General features: G+C 46.3%; 16 protein-coding genes and 1 pseudogene. 6 read left to right on the top strand and 11 right to left on the bottom strand.

All coding sequences use genetic code 11. From position 1 onward, the window contains the following. Nucleotides 1–16: 16 nt before the first annotated feature. Nucleotides 17–2,065 carry a HAMP domain-containing protein gene (locus tag D0A34_05475; protein ID UNU18397.1) on the bottom strand — a complete coding sequence of 683 codons (2,049 nt, stop codon included), beginning with the start codon at nt 2,063–2,065 and terminating at the stop codon, nt 17–19. A 667-nt stretch (nt 2,066–2,732) separates the two neighbouring features. Between D0A34_05475 and D0A34_05470 the strand changes: the two genes are divergently transcribed. Continuing rightward, a complete protein-coding gene (locus D0A34_05470) occupies nt 2,733–3,392 on the top strand; it encodes a class I SAM-dependent methyltransferase (GenBank protein UNU18396.1) in 660 nt (219 codons plus the stop codon). Between the two features lie 375 nt (nt 3,393–3,767). Here D0A34_05470 and D0A34_05465 read toward each other — a convergent pair whose 3' ends face one another. Beyond that, entirely contained in the window at nt 3,768–4,007 is a 240-nt protein-coding gene (locus D0A34_05465; GenBank protein ID UNU18395.1) for a hypothetical protein, read from the bottom strand. Nucleotides 4,008–4,233: 226 nt separating this feature from the next. Between D0A34_05465 and D0A34_05460 the strand changes: the two genes are divergently transcribed. After that, entirely contained in the window at nt 4,234–4,491 is a 258-nt protein-coding gene (locus D0A34_05460; GenBank protein ID UNU18394.1) for a DUF2811 domain-containing protein, read from the top strand. 312 nt (nt 4,492–4,803) lie between these two features. Here the strand turns inward: D0A34_05460 and groL are convergent, their stop codons facing one another. Together groL and D0A34_05450 are read right to left on the bottom strand one after the other, a co-directional pair. Next, the gene (gene groL, locus D0A34_05455) at nt 4,804–6,504 is read right to left on the bottom strand and encodes a chaperonin GroEL (protein UNU18393.1); all 1,701 of its coding nucleotides are present in this window, start codon (nt 6,502–6,504) and stop codon (nt 4,804–4,806) included. A gap of 287 nt (nt 6,505–6,791) precedes the next feature. Next, nucleotides 6,792–7,070, bottom strand: a complete 279-nt coding sequence (locus D0A34_05450) for a hypothetical protein (protein ID UNU18392.1) — start codon at nt 7,068–7,070, stop codon at nt 6,792–6,794. A gap of 21 nt (nt 7,071–7,091) precedes the next feature. On the opposite strand from D0A34_05450, the gene D0A34_05445 reads away from it, so the two are divergent. Next, entirely contained in the window at nt 7,092–8,840 is a 1,749-nt protein-coding gene (locus D0A34_05445) for an ABC transporter ATP-binding protein (GenBank protein ID UNU18391.1), read from the top strand. A 265-nt stretch (nt 8,841–9,105) separates the two neighbouring features. On the opposite strand, the gene D0A34_05440 is transcribed toward D0A34_05445, so the two are convergent. After that, nucleotides 9,106–10,218 (bottom strand): fatty acid desaturase, encoded by a 1,113-nt coding sequence (locus tag D0A34_05440; protein ID UNU18390.1) that lies wholly within the window; start codon nt 10,216–10,218, stop codon nt 9,106–9,108. Nucleotides 10,219–10,749: 531 nt separating this feature from the next. Then, nucleotides 10,750–11,001, bottom strand: coding sequence for a hypothetical protein (locus tag D0A34_05435; protein ID UNU18389.1), 252 nt, complete (start codon nt 10,999–11,001; stop codon nt 10,750–10,752). Nucleotides 11,002–11,416: 415 nt separating this feature from the next. On the opposite strand from D0A34_05435, the gene D0A34_05430 reads away from it, so the two are divergent. After that, nucleotides 11,417–11,884: a hypothetical protein gene (locus D0A34_05430; protein ID UNU18388.1), complete on the top strand. Its 468-nt coding sequence runs from the start codon at nt 11,417–11,419 to the stop codon at nt 11,882–11,884. Nucleotides 11,885–11,958: 74 nt separating this feature from the next. Here D0A34_05430 and thiO read toward each other — a convergent pair whose 3' ends face one another. Then, a complete protein-coding gene (thiO, locus tag D0A34_05425) occupies nt 11,959–13,056 on the bottom strand; it encodes a glycine oxidase ThiO (GenBank protein UNU18387.1) in 1,098 nt (365 codons plus the stop codon). 151 nt (nt 13,057–13,207) lie between these two features. Continuing rightward, on the bottom strand, nt 13,208–13,546 hold the full coding sequence (locus D0A34_05420; protein UNU18386.1) for a (2Fe-2S)-binding protein: 339 nt from the start codon (nt 13,544–13,546) through the stop codon (nt 13,208–13,210). 117 nt (nt 13,547–13,663) lie between these two features. On the opposite strand from D0A34_05420, the gene cimA reads away from it, so the two are divergent. After that, nucleotides 13,664–15,277: a citramalate synthase gene (gene cimA / locus D0A34_05415; protein ID UNU22181.1), complete on the top strand. Its 1,614-nt coding sequence runs from the start codon at nt 13,664–13,666 to the stop codon at nt 15,275–15,277. A 499-nt stretch (nt 15,278–15,776) separates the two neighbouring features. On the opposite strand, the gene D0A34_05410 is transcribed toward cimA, so the two are convergent. The 3 genes from D0A34_05410 to D0A34_05400 form a co-directional block, all read right to left on the bottom strand. Further along, nucleotides 15,777–16,079, bottom strand: coding sequence for an IS1 family transposase (locus D0A34_05410; protein ID UNU18385.1), 303 nt, complete (start codon nt 16,077–16,079; stop codon nt 15,777–15,779). A gap of 143 nt (nt 16,080–16,222) precedes the next feature. Then, entirely contained in the window at nt 16,223–17,191 is a 969-nt protein-coding gene (locus tag D0A34_05405; protein UNU18384.1) for an SPFH/Band 7/PHB domain protein, read from the bottom strand. Between the two features lie 102 nt (nt 17,192–17,293). Further along, nucleotides 17,294–17,725: an NfeD family protein gene (locus D0A34_05400; protein ID UNU18383.1), complete on the bottom strand. Its 432-nt coding sequence runs from the start codon at nt 17,723–17,725 to the stop codon at nt 17,294–17,296. A 337-nt stretch (nt 17,726–18,062) separates the two neighbouring features. Here D0A34_05400 and D0A34_05395 point away from each other — a divergent pair. Further along, nucleotides 18,063–20,018: pseudogene (locus tag D0A34_05395) on the top strand (serine/threonine-protein phosphatase). The last annotated feature ends 129 nt before the right edge of the window (nt 20,019–20,147 follow it).

Genomic DNA, 20,147 nt, shown 5'->3' with positions numbered 1-20,147 from the left:
TGGAGAAAATCACTCCTCAACTTTTGAAATTTCCCTTTTCCGTTACTAAGTCCGGGCTCTGAAAATAAAAACTTGACTGCTGATTGACAGGCAAAGAAATCATCACTGTAGTACCTTGATTCACGCCCGCACTGTGCAGGGTAATGCTTCCGATCATAGATTCCATTATCCTTCGCGAGATAGCCAAGCCCAAACCGTTACCGCCAAACTTGCGAGTTGTAGAACCATCAGCCATCACAAAAGGTTGAAACAATTTCTGCTGGTGCTCGGGATCGATACCAATTCCCGTATCTTTAATTGTCACCACCACCCAATCACTTTGACCGCTGGGGCTAGTCGTACTGTCAGCACTGCCGTTAAAACTACCAGAATTAGTCCTCGATTCTAGCCGCACAAATATATTAATGCTGCCCGACTCTGTAAACTTAACGGCATTGCTTAACACGTTTAAAAACACCTGTTTTAGCTTCTCGGGATCGGCGTGAACAATAATCGGATCGTGAGGAGCTGGCAAACTTAACTTCAAGCCTTTTTCCTCAATTTGAGTCGTTTGCAAATCAATCGCGTCTTCAAGTACCTGGGTAATATCAACTACTTCTAACATCATGGAAAAGGTGCCAGATTCTATTTTAGCAATGTCCAAAATATCATTAATAATATTGAGCAATTGCATGGACGAGTCGTGGGCCCGTTGTAAAAATTCCATTTCTTCATCTCGGTCATCGCAGTAGCCGTCCCGCACAATTTGAATAAAACCAATAATCCCGTTAAGCGGCGTTCTCAATTCGTGAGAAATATTCCCCAAAAATTCATTTTTTAATTGATTGGCAACTTGCGCTTCTTTGGTTGCGACTTCCAATTCTCTGGCCCAGGATCTGAGGCGCTGCACCATGCTGTTGAGTGCTTCTGATAGTTGATTAAATTCCCTAATTTGGAAATCTTGGGGTACTGTCTGCGACGCTTCCGTATCTACTTTCATCGCGTAGTCTCTCAGTTTTTCCACAGGACGCGCCAAGTCGCGAGACAGATATAAAGTCGCGATGATACTAGCAGCAACCAAACCTACAATTAAATTAAATAAAACTTGCTGAATTTCTTCTAAACCTGACAGAGCGTAATCTAAACGAGAGACAGCTAAAATAATCCATTTGCTGTTCTCCTGTTTAGTTGAAGGACTCGGGATAGCAGCGTATCCTGCTAGCAACTCTACACCATTTCTTTCAAAGGAAAATAGATGGAGAAAATCTTTTCCGCCTGCGATCGCCCTTCTGACAATACTTTTTAGTCGAGCGGCATCTGCCTCTTGGTCGATATTGCGGCCCACGCGGTTGATATTCGGGTGCGCCAAAATCTTCCCATCTTGGTCGATCGCCACCGTATAGCCGGCTAGAGAACCCTTGGGAGCGCTGGTTTGCACAGGCAAGGCCGACTGCAAACTCAAAGCATAACTCAACTGCAGGGTATTGCCCCGACGAATGTAAACAGGAGCGCTCAACACCAAACTCGCTTGGGTATCGCGGCCTTCTTTACCCGCCTCTGGAAAATCCTCACCACCCCAAGCCACCTTCTGGTCGTTTGCTGTCCCCTGTCGCTGCGGAGGTAAGGACAGACGAATGTAAACGCTCTTGTCGTCCAGCAGCGTTTGCTGCTGCTGTACGGGCGGCCAAAATTTTGCCGGCAGCGACTGAATCGGCTGCTGCCCGCAAGTGCTTGCTATCACTTGATTTGTCTTTAAATTAGTCAGTTGCAAGCAATCAACCTGCGCTGCTGGCAACCGCTGCCCTAATTGCGCGATAAACTTTTGATAATCCTTCGGATTTACAGACTGCAACATCGAGCTTTCCGAAGCGCCGATCAGATTCGACTTCAGCGATTTCGCCCACTGTTCAATAGTTTCTGCTTTTCTGGCTGCACTTTCTGTCAAGTTTAGACGAGCAGTTTCCAGAAGCGTCGAGCGTGCCTTGCGATAGGTAACATACTCCCCCACCAGTAGAACCGGTACGCTGAGCAACAAAATCCGCGACAGTAAAATACGGCGAAAGGAGGATTGACCTAACTTAACCATAGGACATATCTAAATTAAGGTGCAACACCCAACAGCGACCATTAAAGTGAAATAAACCAGACCGAAAGTGTGAATCTGTCTAGGGTACTCTGCTGCCGGGACAACACAGCTTCCGAACAACATTTAAACACAATTATAGAAGCCACTGTAGTAATCTCGATTCTAAGTGTGTGGACCCAAATATGCTCAGCAATTTGTTTCGCAACTGCCTGTGATTTCGGTCACACTTCCCTTCTGAATTCTCGGAGCGACTGGCACCTCATCGCCCAGGGGCCAAGTTTTCAGGCTGCAAAAAAGCCTCGGGTGGACATACCGCAGTTGCTTGAAGCTAGAATCGCATGGATGCACTCTTGAACCCAAATTAACGGGCAAAAAGTTCTGTCTCCGGCTAGTGCACAGAGAGAATTCTGCTTGATCGGACTTTTTCTTTCCGAATGCCTTCGAGAGATGGGTCAAAGATGGGCGATGCAAGATTTTGCACCCTGTCAAAGATTTCTTTTGCCATCCGATTGATTCGGTGACAATAATTCACCTGTCAAACAAAAAGAATGAGACGATCGAGCTGCCGATCGACTCTGACAACCCTAATGTGGGGAACCCTAGCCCAAACAGTGCACCCACGCTTTGTAAATTCGCGGTCTCGGCAATAATCTCCATAGCTTAATCGATGAAAAAAAACTTTAGCAATTATACGTATTATTACACAAACAACCGTCCGAGATATCATCACGCTTATTTGATATCTCCCCTTTTAGAAATGCTGGCGACACTTCAGCAGACCAGCAAGACAAAACTCCGAGTTTTGGATCTCGGCTGCGGCAATGGCAGCCTCAGTCACGTTATCGCAGAGCACGGCTGCGAAGTTGTCGGCGTTGACACTTCTGGACCCGGAATTGCCATCTCCCGTCAAAGTTTCCCCGAGTGTCAGTTTATCCAAGCAGATATTTACGACCTCCCAGATACCGATATTCTGAACTCATTTGATGTTGTCTTAGCTATTGAAGTAATCGAACACTTGCTTTATCCTAAAGAACTAGCAAAAACTGCCAAAAGATGCCTCGCTCCGGGAGGAAGACTAATTATTTCCACACCCTATCACGGCTATTTTAAAAATCTGGTTTTAGCGGTTTCTGGCAAACTAGATAAACATTTTACCGTTCTTTGGGATAACGGTCACATTAAAATTTTTTCCGTAGAGACGCTGACCAAGTTATTAACATCTGAAGGATACACCGACATAAAATTTAAATTTGCTGGTCGGTGTCCCTATCTTTGGAAATCAATGTTATGCTCTAGTACGTTCTCGCCACAAGCGGAGAAATTATGAGTTTTGAGTTGTAATTTTTCAGCCAATTAATTTTTCTGAATAAACGACCAGCCCTCATGAAAAGTAAAAGATAACTTTTATGGTGAAATGGTGAAACAAATAAAATGACTGTTGGCGTTTGGATATTAGGCGATCAACTTTGGCAGAACCAAGCTGCTATCAACCGCACAGATGATAAATTTTCCCTACTGGGATTTCCTACCGCGCCACCGCGACACACTTCAGTCGATCGGTCGCATGAGCTTTATCTTAGCCAATCTCGACAAAAGGCCGCCGGCTGAATTGCCAACCATCCGCCAAAAAGCGGCAGAGTGGCACTTAGGAAGTCATTAGTCAGTAGTCAGCAGTCAGCAGTCAGTAGTCATTAATCATTTGTTATTTGCTACCCATGCCCCATGCCCCATGCCCCATGCCCCATGCCCCATGCCCTTTGCAATTCTTATTTTTTCCCTGACTTTTCCCTAAACATTCCACAGCGTTTCCCCAGGCAAGTCTGAGGTTTTCCACAGATTCGACAAAGTTTTCCACAGAAATTAACGGCACTGTAGCATCTTGCTGCGGAATTGGGGATTTCCTTAACTTGCTGCCCAATCCCTCATAAACCGCCCAACACATAAAGATATGTAACAAAAAATGCCCTAAAAAGCTGATTCTTTGGTAAACCTTTTTTTTATCTAAAGGACTTTGTAATATTTCGCAACATTGACAAACCCACCCCCTCATAGCGCACAATGATGCGACCGACCTAAAAAAAAGCGCTCTGATTTCGGCTGTGCCTGCACCTGTATCCGGCCGAAGGGGGGGTTCTGTTTTCAATTTATTAGCGAGACTAAAAAAAATGATGAACCCAACAGTCAGTATTTTTGCTGAAATTCCCGAAACGCTGCACGATTCTCTCAAAACTTACCTGGAAACCCATCCCGAATGGGATCTAGACCGAGTATTTTGCGCGGCCCTGTCGCTGTTTTTGTTGCAGAATGCCGATAGCGGTACGCCTGAAGCTTCGCGCAGTTATCGCCAAGCTGCGAGAGTTTATCTCGAAACTCTGTTTCAATCTCCTCAAGACTTGCACAGCAACAATGTAACTCCGTCGTCTTAAAGGATAAGGGCAGAGGGGGAGACGCGGTTTCTGGGAAGGATTTTAGTTGACCGAGAGGGCGCGCACTGCATAGGTGTCAACTTAAGCTTAAAATCCCTGAGAACTATCGCTTCTAGCTTAAGGCCGATCGCCATTGCATCTCTCTTAAGAAGGGGACTTGGATAGCTTCAAGTCCCCCCGGCCTCTCAGGGGACGCCGGGGGGAGAAGCTGCCTTAATCGTCAAACAGTAGACGGGTAGTACATAAGACGCGCTTGTTTGCACCCATAGTGCTTATGGCGCACTCTACAGACTACAAACTAATGGCTGAAGACTACATCATGCCCATGCCGCCCATGCCGCCCATGCCGCCCATGCCGCCCATGCCACCCATGCCGCCCATGCCGCCCATGCCGCCCATGCCGCCCATGTCGCCCATGTCGCCGCCGGCTTTTTTCTTCTCGGGTTTTTCGACAATCACAGCTTCAGTGGTTAGCACCATACCAGCAATGGAACCGGCATTTTGCAAAGCCGATCGCACCACCTTAGCCGGGTCAATAATCCCGGCGGCAATCATATCTTCGTACACGTCGGTGAGTGCGTTGTAGCCAATGTTGAACTCGCTCGCGCGCACTCGCTCGATGACGATAGAACCTTCAACACCGGCATTATCAGCGATTTGACGCAATGGTGCTTCCAAAGCTTTCTTCACCAAGTCAGCGCCTACTTGTTCTTCGGCGTCTAAAGTATGTGCGATCGCATCTATTTTTGTAATCAGGTGAATTAGCGTCGTGCCACCTCCGGCAACGATACCTTCTTCCACAGCAGCTTTCGTAGCGTTCAAAGCGTCTTCAATACGCAGTTTACGGTCTTTAAGCTCGGTTTCGGTAGCTGCGCCGACTTTAATTACAGCGATGCCGCCGGCGAGTTTGGCGATGCGTTCGGTTAGCTTTTCCTTGTCGTAGTCGGAATCCGTCGCTTCTAGCTGCTTGCGGATTTGCTCGATCCGTTTTAGCACGTCAGCTTTGTGTTCTTCGCCAGCAACAATGATCGTGTTTTCTTTGTCGATCGTAATTTTGCGGGCGGTACCGAGCATTTCTAGGGTTGCGGTATCGATGCTGAGTCCGACTTCTTCGGAGATTAGTTGACCGCCAGTGAGCACGGCGATATCTTGAAGCATAGCTTTGCGCCGCTCCCCAAAACCAGGAGATTTCGTTGCTGCGATGTTCAATACGCCGCGGGCTTTGTTGACTACCAGAGTTGCCAAAGCTTCGCCTTCAATATCTTCGGCGATAATTAGCAGCGGTTGACCGGTGCGGGCGATTTTTTCGAGAACTGGAATTAGTTCTTGAATCGAGCTAATTTTTTTGTCGGTAATCAGGATGCGAGCGTTTTCGTACTCAACTTCCATGCGATCGCCGTTAGTGACGAAATACGGAGAAAGATATCCGCGATCGTACTGCATCCCTTCGACAACTTCCAATTCTGTTGTCAGAGATTTCGACTCTTCAACAGTAATTACGCCGTCTTTGGTGACTTTTTCCATGGCTTGGGCAATCATGGCGCCGACTTCTTCGTCGTTACCGGCGGAGACAGTGGCGACTTGAGCAATTGCAGCCCCTTCGACGGGTTTCGCCAATTTCTCGATTTCCAGCACCAAGTGGGCGATCGTTTTTTCAATACCCCGGCGCAGCGCGACTGGGTTCGCGCCCGCGGCTACATTCTTCAAACCTTCGCGGATGAGGGATTGAGCTAGAACCGTTGCGGTTGTTGTGCCGTCGCCTGCGATATCTTTAGTTTTGGAGGCGACTTCTTGAATTAAGCGAGCGCCGGCATTTTCCAGGGGGTCTTCGAGTTCGATCTCCCTAGCAACGGTGATACCGTCGTTAACGATTTGGGGAGCGCCGTATTTCTTTTCCAATAGGACGTTCCGGCCTTTCGGACCCAAGGTGATGCGGACAGCATCGGCGAGTTGATTGACGCCGCGTTCTAGTGCCCGCCGAGATTTGTCGCTAAATGCAACTATTTTGGTCATGTTTGTCTCCAATCGCTTACATTAGCAAATTTAGCACTCTCTGAGGCTGAGTGCTAAGTTGATCGATTTTTGATTGTAGCGCGACTCAACGCTGGGGGGGATTGCGGGGGCGGATGGGAGATTTGGGCGAGCTCGTTCCGGGTGGCTAAGGACAGGGCATTGCCGTGTCCCCACAGATCTCGTGTTCCCACAGATATAATGTGGTTTGTTACATATCGATATAATCAGGTTTTAGTTAATACCAAAACCTAATTTTGATGGCACGTTATCCCAAAGCAGAATTTTTATTAAAATTTTCTTAACTTGTGTTTCCGGTCATCTACCTTTCGATAGAGCTTCTCTTCTTTTTTCAAACTTCTACCTTCTATAGCAACCGCCAAGACTATTAGGACGTTCTTAATTGCTGAAAACGTGAGCTGAAGATTGCGCCTTCCTTCTTCCTTCTTCCTTCTTCCTTCTTCCTTCTTCCTTCTTCCTTCTTCCCTCTTCCTTCTTCCTTCTTCCTTCTTCCTTCTTCCTTCTTCGTTCTTCCTTCTTCCCTCTTCCTTCTTCCTTTCCTCAATCAATCTCAAATTACGCACTAACAAATGGCTCGTTATTCTCGACTGCAAAAACTCGGCTCTTATATGCGCCCGCACTGGAAGCCAACATTCTGGGGCATTTTTTCGCTGTTAATTGTCAATGCTGTGGGCGTTTACATTCCCCTGCTGATTCGGAATTCAGTTGACACTCTCCAAGTTGCGACTAAATTTGACGAAGTTTTCAACTTCGTGGCACTAATTCTGATCCTCGCCTCAATTATGTGGGTCATTCGGATGGTGTCGCGGATTCTGCTGTTTGGCGTGGGGCGTCAAGTAGAATTTGACCTCAAACAGCAAATTTTTAACCATTTATTAACATTAGAACCGTCTTATTTTGCCGCCAATACGGTAGGAGATTTAATTAACCGCGCTACTTCCGATTTGGACAATATTCGGCGCTTGGTGGGGTTTGCGGTACTCAGTTTGGCGAATACGGCATTTGCTTATGCTTTGACTTTGCCGGTGATGTTGGGGATAAATGTAAGGCTGACGTTGTTTGCGATCGCCGTTTATCCTTTAATGCTGGTTTTGGTGCAGTTATTTAGCGACAAACTTCGCATCCAACAGTTAGCCGTGCAAGAGGAATTGTCGGCGATGAGCGATTTGATTCAGGAGGATATGAGCGGGATTTCCGTAATTAAAATTTACGCTCAAGAAGAGAACGAACGCCGAGCTTTTCGCAATTGCAACGCGCAGTTGCTATCAGCCAATTTGGAATTAGCAAAAACTAGAAACTTTATTTTTCCGCTGCTGGGCGGTTTGGCAAGTATCAGTTTGTTGGTGCTGCTTTCTGCTGGTGGCGGGGCAATTGCTAATGGTCAAATTAGCATTGGCGATTTTGTGGCGTTGCTGATTTATGTCGAGCGTTTGGTGTTTCCGACGGCCCTGTTGGGTTTCACCATTACTGCTTACCAGCGGGGAGAAGTGAGTGTCGATCGCATCGAATCAATTCTGACTGTGGAACCGCAAATTAAGGATGCTGCCGATGCAGGTGAACTGAAAATGCCAGTCAAAGGCGAAATTGTCGCCCGCCATCTAAATTATACTTATCTCGGTGCTAAGACACCCGCGCTTAAAGATGTTGATTTTACCATAAAACCGGGAGAAACTGTCGCAATTGTTGGGGCGATAGGCTCGGGAAAATCAACTTTAGCTAATGCGCTGCCCAGACTGCTGGACATCGCTCCGGGTCAGTTATTTTTAGACGGGCAGGATATTACCGAGGTAAAATTGACCGAATTGCGCGGGGCGATCGCCTACGTTCCGCAAGAAAGTTTTCTGTTCGGTACTACCATCAAGAATAACATCCGCTACGGAAACCCTTTAGCGGAACAGCCGCAGATTGAAGCCGCGGCAAAACAAGCGCAAATTCACGCCGAAATCCTCAACTTTCCGCAGCAGTACAAAACAGTGGTCGGCGAGCGTGGCATTACTTTATCCGGCGGACAGCGGCAGCGGACGGCACTTGCTCGTGCTTTGTTAGTTGACGCCCCGGTGTTAATTTTGGATGACGCTCTTTCCAGCGTTGACAATCAAACTGCTACCGACATTTTGCGAAACTTAGCAACGGGAACCGATCGCAAAACGGTAATTTTTATCTCGCATCAAATGTCAGCAGCCGCTAGTGCCCATCGCATTTTTGTGATGGAGAGAGGAGAAATAGTTCAGAGTGGCTCTCACGTTGAATTGGTAGGGCAAACAGGGCTTTATCAGTATTTGTGGAACCAGCAAAAATTAGAGGAATTGCTGCATTGACCAGTGACCGATACTTTGAGTTATCGAGAGTTAGACCCTAGATAAATAGGTACGTGCAAATAAACTGGTGACGAAAAGGGCGGGGTTTGTCAGAATAAACGGGCTGCTAGTATAGCTCTCGGTTAAACCAGCCCGATCCATCTAATGTTTATTTGTAACCACCTACTTAACTAGGAAAGTTAGGGTTGAAATTTATCCCACTAACTGCATTCCTAATCATAGGATTTTGGTGCTAAAAAAGCAACCACATTTACTGCAACCGATTTTAATTAGCTACCTTACTGAAGGGGATTTCTTGTTGTTGCAATAATTTAATCGATTGCAGACTATCTGAAGCAGCATCCCAAAGAATGAATTTGAAGCAGTCAGGAATATCGCGAAGTGTCAGTGATTTTGAGTTGGCCAGCAGGTGAATATTAGCATTGTGACAGGCCTGAAGATTATAGTTAGGTATTCGCTCCGAGAGATGATGAATATTGTGGTAAGCAATATCAGCCGAAAACCAATTGAGAAGATTGGGTAATTTTAGGTAACTACTACCTTCAATTGCGCCAAGAAGATAGTCCCAACCCTCGGCTTTATGAGCGTAGGAACCGTCAAAATTATGCTGAACAAAGAAAATACAGATAAATATCGCTGCTGAACAGGTCATGACAATTGAGTAAACACTCCAGAAAAAGCCAAACCCCAGTAAGTTGCTCAGATAAATCCAGCTACCAACAACACAAATATTGTTGAACAGTAAATCCCAAAATTCAGCCGTCGTATACCAATGTTTGGATTTATAAGAACCAATGATGGCAGATAAACCCATGCCAAAATCTTGATTGAGACAAGCAAAAATATGTCGGATAAAACCAGTAATTCCCAATAGGAGCGCGAGTCTTGGCTTAATAATTAGATAGAAAAAACCACCGGGAAACAGCATCAAGGGGTGTCTGAGTAACTGATACATCTTTTGACTAAAGGGGCTTAGCGCCGCAAATTTTTCGGTGGATATCAATGCCGAAGGGCCTCGGTACATATCCCAATTACCATTATGTTTGTGGTGATAAGCGTGTCCCCTCGACCAGGGGTACTGAGGAATCGCATTGATAATACCTAGCAGAAAACCCATCATGCGATTGACTTTTTTGGAACTAAAAAGAGAATAGTGTCCGCAATCGTGCATCAAAGAGAAACAACGTCCTGAAAAAAGTGTCATCAACACCATTATCGGCGGGAGCAAAAATACAGAAATGGCAGCAGCTTTAAAGGCTAAAAACCATAAGAATGTATAAGGAATCACTGTATTGAGTATTTGGCAACTAGCTTTCAAGTTGTTGCTCTTCATATAAGGAGCTAGCACAAAATCCGACTTTTTGATCGCGTTTTTCATTCAGTATATCTATGATGTATGGAGAAGTGCTTAGCTTAGCATCAGGAGAGGCTGGCTATTTTTGGCATGGTTTTATTGCAGGTAATTGGGTGAATTCGGTTTAAAATTGACCCCTACTTTACAAAATTGCTGATAATATTTAGTCCATTAGCTCCTCCTTTTTGTGGTTTCGCCAAGCTCAAGGTTATCCCCGATTTGACGTACTTAATCATAACAAACTGCGGTACTAATTGCTAATCATTGCCGCAAATTGAGTTGTATTTTATCCTTACCTGTTAGGAGAATAAGAATTTATTGGGTGGAATTTTAGGTCGCCATGATTTCAAGCAAATGTGAGATAGGGGATGGCTCTATTAACCGTCGTTGCAGATGAGCATCTTTGCTAGACAATTAATTCAGTTAGGAATGGTAAGTGATGGAGAACCGTATCAACCTGCCACTTCACAGGTGTATTGATAGGCAGATTTACATGACAAATCACCAGGCATCAACCAGGCATGAAAAATCCATTTCAAGCAGTGTATCCAATGGTCAGCATATTTTGGTGAATGAACAGATTCTGTCAATACCCAAAGCTACCTTGCCGCTTGTTATTTTCAACTCGCATTGGTTTCTTGCTTGCTGCAGCACTGTAGCAGACTTTACCATATTTTTCAGCGCGGGAACAGTCTGCAATAAAGAATCTGTCTCTAATTTCCCAGTAAAAAATGCTTTCAGGGCTTTATTTATTTCCCGGTTGTTACAAATCCGAGGATATTCCCATGTCTCAGCGAGAATCGTCATAACTCAACGTTGTTTGCAGAAAAAACTGTGAAGCCTGTCAGCCGCCGAGCAATTGCTGCACCCGAAGGCATTAATATGATTGTTGGTTGGACGATCGGCATTGGGTGATGTATGCCGCTATTTTTGCTTGCATCGTCTGTGCCACACTTTACTGTACCGGGTTCTACGCCGACTCGAGCGCAGGTTCAAAATTTTGGCTACTGGCAAAAACTTTTTATGGGCGGGCTATAGGGGCGATCGACAAACGGCTCATCTCGGAAACCAAAGCTGACACAACATCCAGAACCGCAGAGGATTTTGGCTCAATTCCTTGAAAATAGAATTTGAGGAGCGATCGCAAATGCCTGCGTTTTTTGTGCTCGGAGATAGCTCGGATTTGCTACAATCTAATCGCACATGCGACTAGAAATGGGTTATGACCGAACTATTAGATGAGACGCTTTCTATTGAAATGGCGGCTCGCATCAAAAGCAACCGTAAAAACTGCTTTGACAACGCCTGTAAAGCAGCGTTAGCCACCGAGGGCGCGATTTATGTTCAAGGCTTTTTAGCCGTGCCGGGAGTGCCATATAAACCCATCGAGTATAGCTGGATTGAACTCGACGAGCGAATTGTTGACCCAACCTTTCCCCATCTGGGTTTCATCGCTCAAGACATTCATTACTTCCCCGTCCAGCGCTTCAGCGTCAAGAAACTCAAAGCAATCCTAGAAGAATCAAAAGAAGATTATCCGGAAGATGACCCCCTGCCGATTTATGGCAATCAACCTTATGAATATTACGGCGATTTGATGTTAGGCGGTAGCGATTACCAAAATGCTTACGATTTGGCTGCCGCTAAATGCAGGGAATTAAACCAACCCAAAAAACAGGATGTGAACTAATTCAAGACTTACCAAAAAATGGTTTGGCGCGCTACTTACAGTGGTAAGGTGTGCTGCACCTCACCTATAGAGGTTCAAGTCAGTGCTGAAGCTCCAAACCTCGAATAATGAAAAGCAGCCAATAACGGATGTGAGTCCTGATTCCCAATCAAATCAGCCAATAATTTAGCCGTCACCGGAGCCAACAAAATGCCATTGCGGTAATGCCCCGTAGCCCATGTCAAATTCTCCCAAGCACTAGCACCTAAAATCGGCCATTCATCAGGAGTAGCCGGCCGAAATCCCCACCAAAACTCCACAATTGGATAGTTTTGTAATTCGGGATATAACTTAATCGCTCCGGCTAGCAAACTTTGCATTCCCGCAGGCGTATTTCCCGGTCTAAAATCCACATTTTCGCTAGTTGCACCAATAATAATTCTGCCATCTTGACGTGGCACAATATAAATGCCAGTCCCGAATAGAACAGTTTGCAGGGGCTGGATAACTCCACAATCTTCTGGTACACATACTGACAGCATTTGCCCCTTTCTGGGAAAAACAGGAATATCTAATAATTTCTCAGACCAAGGACCTGCAGCCAAAACATAACGGTCTGCTTGGAATTTTCCTGCTGTTGTTTCAATGCCAACAACTCGGTTTCCCTGCCGAATAATTTCCCCGGCATTGCCTTGAATAATCTCAATCTGCAATTCTTTAGTTGCGGCCTGAAGCGTCCGAAATAAAGCGCGGTTGTCTACTTGAGCGTCGTCAGGATACCACCAACCGCCAATTACTTCTTGACCTAATCCAAACTGGTGCTGGCGAACAGTATCTCTGTCCAACCATTGATAATTAAGGTCTGACAAAAGTGGCTTTTCTGGAGGCTCATTTTGACAAACTGGTGCGAGAATTCCCGATCGCCAATACCCCGTTTTCAATCCGGTAATATTCTCTAGCTGTTCTACCCAGGCGGGATACAGTGTGCGGCTTTGCAAGCACAAATCCAGCATCGGACTGGGGGGAATTCGTTCGGCTTGCGGGGCAAGCATTCCAGCAGCAGCCCGGGCCGTCGGTTGTTTAGAATCGGCGGTGAGAACCGCGACAGATGCCCCTCGCAATTTCAGTTCTACTGCTAGCGAAAGGCCAATTATTCCGCCGCCAATAATCAGAATATCTTTAGATGAATTCATTAACTTTTCTATGGACTTTCTGGCTTTTTTGACCTCTCGGGTTTCTTTAGGGTAAGGTGCCCCGTCTGCACCTTACAGTTAGAATTCTTGCACAAGTCTTACAGATTATCTGGCAAGGCGATCGTCCTATCTGCCTTCCTTAACAAAAAATCTATGCTTGGGGTTTCCAGACAGTTTCAGAACCTTGACCCCAGAAACCATCATATTTTGTCACCTTAATATCGCCTAAAACCTTCGTGTGGCAGGACAAACGGCGGTTGGAGGCGGGAGAATGGGGAGGAACCGAAAGTCGGGCTTTTTCGCGCCACTGGGACTCGGAAACTTCGCCCTCGACGGTGACGGCGCAGGTGCCGCAAGTGCCGAGGCCGTGGCAGTTGATGACTTTGGCGTTGCCGTTGTAGACATCGATGCCGTTTTTGAGCAAAACTTCACGGAGATTCGCTCCGCGATCGCACTCAAATGTTTTTCCTTGCGCTTGTACCTTGACCACAGCAATTTACCCCAGTTAGATTTATGTTAATTTTCCTATATATTATCGCATTAAATTCAAATAAATTCATCTAATATGGTAAGTGATATATTACCAATTTCTCAATCGCAATTTCCCATGACAAATCGGCTCTGGATCTACGATACCACGCTGCGAGACGGTGCTCAGTGTGAGGGACTCTCCTTATCTCTCGAAGACAAACTGCGAATTGCTCGGCAGTTAGACAGTTTAGGAATTCCCTTTATTGAAGGCGGCTGGCCGGGGGCGAATCCTAAAGACGTACAATTTTTTTGGCGTCTCAAAGAACAGCCCCTAACTCAAGCAGAAGTTGTAGCTTTTTGTTCGACTAGGCGGCCGGGAACTACGGCAGCTAATGATGAAATGTTGCAGGCTATTTTGTCCGCCGGTACTCGCTGGGTAACACTGTTTGGCAAGTCGTGGGATTTGCACGTTATTGAAAGTTTGAAGACGACGCTAGAAGAAAATCTGGCGATGATTCGAGATACAATTGAATATTTGCGGAGTCAGGGAAGGCGCGTTATTTACGATGCCGAACACTGGTTTGACGGCTACAAGCACAATCGAGATTATGCTATTAAAACTTTAGAAGCTGCCGCCGATGCCGGTGCAGAATGGCTGGTGCTGTGCGATACTAACGGGGGTACTTTACCTCACGAAGTCAGTCAGGTTGTTCGCGATGTTTTAGCAGCTTTAGGAACCAATCGCGAAGTACCTGTGCAGTTAGGAATTCACACTCACAACGACTCGGGAGTTGCAGTTGCTAATGCTTTGACTGCGGTGCAGGAAGGGGTGACGATGGTACAGGGAACTATTAACGGTTACGGCGAACGCTGCGGCAATGCCGATTTATGTTCCTTAATTCCTAATTTTCAGCTAAAGTTGGGTTATGATTGCATTCAAGACGAGCAATTAGTTAAATTAACTCAAGTAAGTCGATCGATTAGTGAAATTGTTAATCTTGCCCCCGATGACCATGCTCCTTTTGTAGGTCTTTCGGCTTTTGCTCACAAAGGCGGAATCCACGTATCGGCTGTTGAGAAAAATCCGTTAACTTACGAACATTTGGAACCGGAAAAAATTGGCAACAGGCGGCGAATTGTGATTTCGGATCAAGCGGGTTTGAGCAATGTTTTGGCAAAAGCGCGCACTTTTGGAATGGATCTCGATCGCAAAAATCCTGCTTGTCGCCAAATTCTAGAAAAATTGAAAGATTTGGAAAGTCAGGGATATCAATTTGAGGGTGCTGAGGCGTCTTTTGAATTGTTAATGCGGGAAGCCTTGGAACAACGGCCGCCGTGGTTTGAAATTAAGGGATTTCAAGTCCACTGCGATAAGGTTGGCGAAGATTGTACGGCTTTGGCCACGGTCAAATTGTCAGTAAACGGTACAAATATTTTGGAAGCTGCCGAAGGAAACGGCCCGGTTTCGGCTTTGGATGCGGCTTTGCGGAAAGCTTTGGTGAATTTTTATCCGGCGATCGCCCATTTTTACCTGACAGATTACAAGGTGCGGATTCTGGACTCCGGTGCGGGAACTTCTGCTAAAACTCGCGTGTTGGTTGAGTTTAGTAACGGTCAAGACCGCTGGACGACTGTGGGGGTTTCTGGTAATATTTTGGATGCTTCTTATCAAGCGGTTGTTGAGGGTTTGGAGTATGGTTTGGTGTTGGGAGATAGGGAGGCGATCGTTTTAACTGTGTCGAGTTATTAGGTTAACGGCGAAGAGAAGTTGCCTGAATATCGATGTTTAAATAGATACCAGGCGATTTCAAGATAGAGTTAGCCAATTTAAAAAGGGTGAAACCTGAGATTTTGCATCATTCTCAATCAGGCTTTTATGGGCTGGCTATAAGATCCCACCCACAAGAAATTCATTCTTTGTGGAACAGGCCCCAAAGCTTGTTAAAGGAGAATGGTACTATGGGCGTGAGTCAAACCAAACCTCGGATTAATCTGGTTTCCATCGGGAATAAACATCGGGTAAACTTTCGGGTTATCCGTCACAGAAAAATAGCCTTTACCTTTACTAACTACGTCCCATAAAGGTTTAAATGTTTTGTTACTATGCTCTCCTAGTACCCATCCTCCAATACTTGTTTTTAACTGATATACCGCTGTCTACAGGCAAACTTTGTTTTTTGTGAGCCGACAAATGTTTCTAATTCTCCAATTTCGGTAATTGTCTGTCCCTCATAAAAATTGGGCAGGAGTTATCCTAGTTGTTTGATCCAATTCATAATTGTCGTATGATGTACACCTTTGACTCTCTCAATCTCCCTTAACCCCATGCCATTAACATACATTTTTAGGCATTCGTCTTTAACTTCTTGAGGATAACTTCTGTGAGGTTGATAGCAGTCTATAAATTGTTTTCCACAGTTAACACACAGGTAGTTCTGCTTACCTTTTTTTCGCCCATTTTTATTGATATGGGTTGACTTACATTTAGGACATTCCCTAGAAGATGACTTGTGTTGAATTGTTTTTTGTGAATTGTTATTAGAATCAATCATATCTTAATTCAGCAACGCCGATTATTTAACAATTTGCTGTGTGATTACACAATCATTTTTGCTATTCATGGTAACTCTGTATGAGGGATAAAACCCCTCATACAGAGTTGCCAGTCTCTTTCAATTGCCCATTCTAGCTAAGACTACTTTTTCACCTCATTATTATTACCTTCCCCAACGATAGATCGCATTCCTTCGAGCGTAGCGGGAATGCTACGCGGGTCCATAAACATCACCTTGCTGCTGTCGCTGGTGCCAATTTTTAAGCCCATATCCAGATAGTTTTGAGCTAACAAAAATTGTAAAGCTTCACGAGCATTGGGGTCATTTTGCAGAGTTTTGCCAATAATTTGCAAGGCCTCGGAAGTAGCTTGAGCTTTCAAAACCTGACTTTGGCGTTCTGCTTGAGCTTTCAGGACGATCGCCTTTTGTTGAGCTTCCGCTTCCAAAATAGTCGCTTTTTGGCGCGCTTCTGCGTCCAGAACTTGCGCTTCTGCTTTACCTTTGGCGCTGTTAACTGCTGACTCGCGTTCGCCCTCGGATGTCAGAATTGCCGCCCGCTTCCGTCGATCGGCGGCCATTTGCAATTCCATCGATTCCTGTACAGTTTTAGAAGGGATAATATCGCGCAATTCTACCCGCGTTACTTTAACTCCCCAAGGATCAGTAACAATATCTAAATCTCTGAGCAAGATTTCATTAATTTGAGAACGAGCAGTAAAGGTTTGTTCTAGATCCAGTTGACCCATTTCGGCGCGAATTTGAGTCAGCACCATATTTACCATTGCTGACTGGAGATTTTCTACTTTGTAACAAGCTTTTTCCAAGTCTACAATGCGCCAGTAAACCACAGCATCAACCGTGAAGGAAACGTTATCGCGGGTGATACAAGCTTGCGGAGGAATATCTAAGACTTTTTCCCGAATTGTTTGCTCGTACACGACGCGATCGAAAAACGGCGTGACAAAATTCAAACCGGGTTCCAGTTTCTTGCCGCTGTATTTACCTAAAGTTTCCACCAGCGCTTCATTTCCCTGATTGATAATCTTGACTGAACCTGCGAGGGCTGAGCCGCCGAGTGCTAAAAATACAAGTAAAAAAAATTGTTCCACGGTCGCCTCCTATCAATATAGAGTGTTGACTGTTGACTGTTAAATGTTGACTAATGACTGATGACTAACTACTAATTGGCTGTGATTAATTACGCATTTTGTTTAAGAATGCAAGAGATTTTCTGGCAAAACTATCAGAGTAGTGCCTTTCCGTCCGACGACAATTACGTTTTGGTTGGGGGGGATAGTCGCCTTCGTGTCTTCGCAGCGAGCTTGCCAAGAATTCCCCTCATAAATGACTCGGCCGGCTTCTCCGGGGGGAATTTCTGTTAAAGTTTTTGCTTCCTGAGAATCTGCGATCGCCCTTGCCGTGCCTTTTGGTATCAACCCCCGAGACAGCAGCACAAAAACTGTCGAAAATACCATCCAGAGGAATATTTGTAAATTAACGTAAGGTAGAACTAGAGAGCATCCAGCTACGGCGAAGGCGCTCAGTCCCATCAGAAAAGCGACAAAAGCAGTCGGGAGAAATAGCTCTGCCAAACACAGCAAAGACCCAGCTAGCAGCCAAAGGAGCGTCGGAGTCCAGATCATAAAAAGAATAGGTGATACTATTTAGATCTTAGATTTGAAATTTAAAATTTAAGAAATGCAAACAACTGACTCTGCAAGGGTTTGCCACTTGCAAGCCCTCAGAGCGCTTTTTCGCGCAGCGGTACCAGGTTGAGGCTTCCATCGTACTCCAAGTCTGAGTTTAGTAACTTAAATTACAATTTAAGCCGGTGCAGACTGGCAGAAACTACAATTTCTACGGGCCCAAAGGCAGTTAAGAAATTGATAGGGGCTAAAATCAGTTTATTCTCAAGCTCATGAATTTGGGCTTGCGAATCATATATCTTCAGAATGTTTTTATTACACAAACTATTTCGATATGATCAGCAGTTTCTCCGAACCCATTTATTGCCCGAATCTTAGCTGTCCAGATCCCCGTAATACCTTTGGCCGCCAGCACTGTGCAGCGTGCGAAACGGATTTAATTTATCGCTATGTGTGGGTGGTGGGGCAAGCAGCCGAGGAAGTGCCGACGGGTAAGGTAATAGCCGATCGATACTTTGTCATTGCACCCCAAATCTGGCTCGACAGCCGTCCTGTTCTGCCTCCCAGCGTCCCGGAACAACTGCCGGATAGCATTATGCCTTACCTGCATTTGTATCCCCAACGGCTGCATACGCCGGAAGTATACGGTTTTTGTTCGCTAGGGGAAGCACCGGAAGCGACAGAGGTGCTGTTGTTGGAAAATGTGCCCATCAATAATTTCGGTCGCCTGTATCCTTCTATTTTAGAATCTTGGTCGGGGACAAGCGGCGCGCGCCAAGTTTACTGGCTGTGGCAAATGCTCCAAATGTGGGCGCCGCTGTCGGAACAAGGAGTCGCTTCGAGTTTGCTGGTACCGCAAAATTTGCGGGTGGAAGGTTGGCGGGTACGCCTGCTGGAACTGCACCGGGGCAATTTTGTACCGACGCTGCGGGATTTGGGAGATGTGTGGTCAGGTTTGGTGGAATCAGCGCAACCCGAGGTGCAGTCGAGACTCGGAGAGATTTGTCAGTTTATGCGCCGCAGCAGCATGAATTTCGAGGCGATCGCCCTGGAACTCAACGATTTACTATTAGAACAAGCCGCTAAATTGCCTCTGCACTTAGAAGTAGTCGGCATGACCGATACCGGGCCGCAGCGCTCCCAAAATGAAGACAGTTGCTATCCGGTTGCTACGGATTTTCAATCTAGCAAAACTTCAGGGAACGACAAACTAATTCCTTACTTGACAATGGTTTGCGACGGGGTTGGAGGCCACGAAGGGGGAGAAGTTGCCAGTCAATTAGCCGTGCAGTCCCTGAAAGCTTTAATCCAAAATTTGCTCGCAGAAATTGCTGAACAAGAAGAGTTGATGACGCCAGCAATGGTCATCAAGCAACTCGAAGAAATAGTGAGAGTTGTGAATAATGTGATTTCCGCTCAAAATAACGAGCAGGGAAAAGAGTTGCGACAGCGGATGGGGACAACTTTGGTGATGGCCCTCCAGTTGCCTCAAAAAGTGAAAATTTCCGAGGAGTTGCCCTCGAATAACAGTCACGAACTTTATTTAGTCAATGTTGGAGACAGCCGGGCTTATTGGATTGGCAAAAATTACTGTCACCGGCTGACTGTGGACGACGACGTAGCCTCAAGGGAAGTCCAGCTAGGACACTGTTTATACTGGGAAACTCAACTGCGATCGGATGCAGGAGCCTTGACTCAAGCTTTGGGCACGCGGGACGGCGATTTCCTGCGCCCGACGATTCAGCGATTTATTGTCGAAGAGGAAGGCTTACTGCTGCTGTGTTCCGACGGTTTGAGCGACAACGACTGGGTAGAGCAGTCTTGGGAGAATTACGGCCCAGAGGTGCTCGAAGGCAAAATGTCTTTGGAAGCCGCGGTTCAGTCTTGGATTCGTCTCGCCAACGAGAAAAATGGTTACGACAACACCTCTGTGGTGGTGACTCACTGTCGAATGTCGCCGGAGAGATTGGTACTGTTTGATCCGGCGGTGGCCTCAGCGCCGGCGTCAGCCTCGGTGTCCCTGCCACCGTCGCTCCCGGCCTCCCTCAAGAAGTCCGGGAGGATTCCAGAATCTCAGCTTTCTGAATCGTCCAAACAGTTGTTGTACCCCGAAACTTCCCCCGCCCCGGAACCCGTTCAAAAACGGCGGTCCAAGCTTCCGCTGTCCCTACTGGGGCTGTTGGGGCTGATATTAGCCGGCGGCAGTTTAGGTTTGTGGGTGCAAAGCCTCCAAAGCCCCCAGCCCCAAACCGAACAACTTCCGCCACCGCCGGAAACTTCCGCCCCAAGTCCTTCCGAGATTCCCTCGCCCGGTGCCGAGAGTGCCTCGCCGTCGCCCGAATCGACTCCTTCGGAAATTCCCTCGCGCGGGGCCGAGAGTCTCTCGCCGTCGCCCGAATCGACTCCTTCGGAAATTCCG

The sequence above is a fragment of the Microcoleus vaginatus PCC 9802 genome, from assembly GCA_022701275.1.
Taxonomy (GTDB): domain Bacteria; phylum Cyanobacteriota; class Cyanobacteriia; order Cyanobacteriales; family Microcoleaceae; genus Microcoleus; species Microcoleus vaginatus_A.
Note: the sequence above shows the minus strand (reverse complement) of the source record. Positions and strands in the feature narration are given on the sequence as shown.

Excerpts from the sequence above, each read along its gene's own strand:
- D0A34_05475 (UNU18397.1), bottom strand. The coding sequence starts at position 2,065 with ATGGTTAAGTTAGGTCAATCCTCCTTTCGCCGTATTTTACTGTCGCGG.
- D0A34_05470 (UNU18396.1), top strand. The coding sequence starts at position 2,733 with ATGAAAAAAAACTTTAGCAATTATACGTATTATTACACAAACAACCGT.
- D0A34_05465 (UNU18395.1), bottom strand. The coding sequence starts at position 4,007 with ATGTGTTGGGCGGTTTATGAGGGATTGGGCAGCAAGTTAAGGAAATCC.
- D0A34_05460 (UNU18394.1), top strand. The coding sequence starts at position 4,234 with ATGAACCCAACAGTCAGTATTTTTGCTGAAATTCCCGAAACGCTGCAC.
- groL (UNU18393.1), bottom strand. The coding sequence starts at position 6,504 with ATGACCAAAATAGTTGCATTTAGCGACAAATCTCGGCGGGCACTAGAA.
- D0A34_05445 (UNU18391.1), top strand. The coding sequence starts at position 7,092 with ATGGCTCGTTATTCTCGACTGCAAAAACTCGGCTCTTATATGCGCCCG.
- D0A34_05440 (UNU18390.1), bottom strand. The coding sequence starts at position 10,218 with ATGAAAAACGCGATCAAAAAGTCGGATTTTGTGCTAGCTCCTTATATG.
- D0A34_05435 (UNU18389.1), bottom strand. The coding sequence starts at position 11,001 with ATGACGATTCTCGCTGAGACATGGGAATATCCTCGGATTTGTAACAAC.
- D0A34_05430 (UNU18388.1), top strand. The coding sequence starts at position 11,417 with ATGACCGAACTATTAGATGAGACGCTTTCTATTGAAATGGCGGCTCGC.
- thiO (UNU18387.1), bottom strand. The coding sequence starts at position 13,056 with ATGAATTCATCTAAAGATATTCTGATTATTGGCGGCGGAATAATTGGC.
- cimA (UNU22181.1), top strand. The coding sequence starts at position 13,664 with ATGACAAATCGGCTCTGGATCTACGATACCACGCTGCGAGACGGTGCT.
- D0A34_05410 (UNU18385.1), bottom strand. The coding sequence starts at position 16,079 with ATGATTGATTCTAATAACAATTCACAAAAAACAATTCAACACAAGTCA.
- D0A34_05400 (UNU18383.1), bottom strand. The coding sequence starts at position 17,725 with ATGATCTGGACTCCGACGCTCCTTTGGCTGCTAGCTGGGTCTTTGCTG.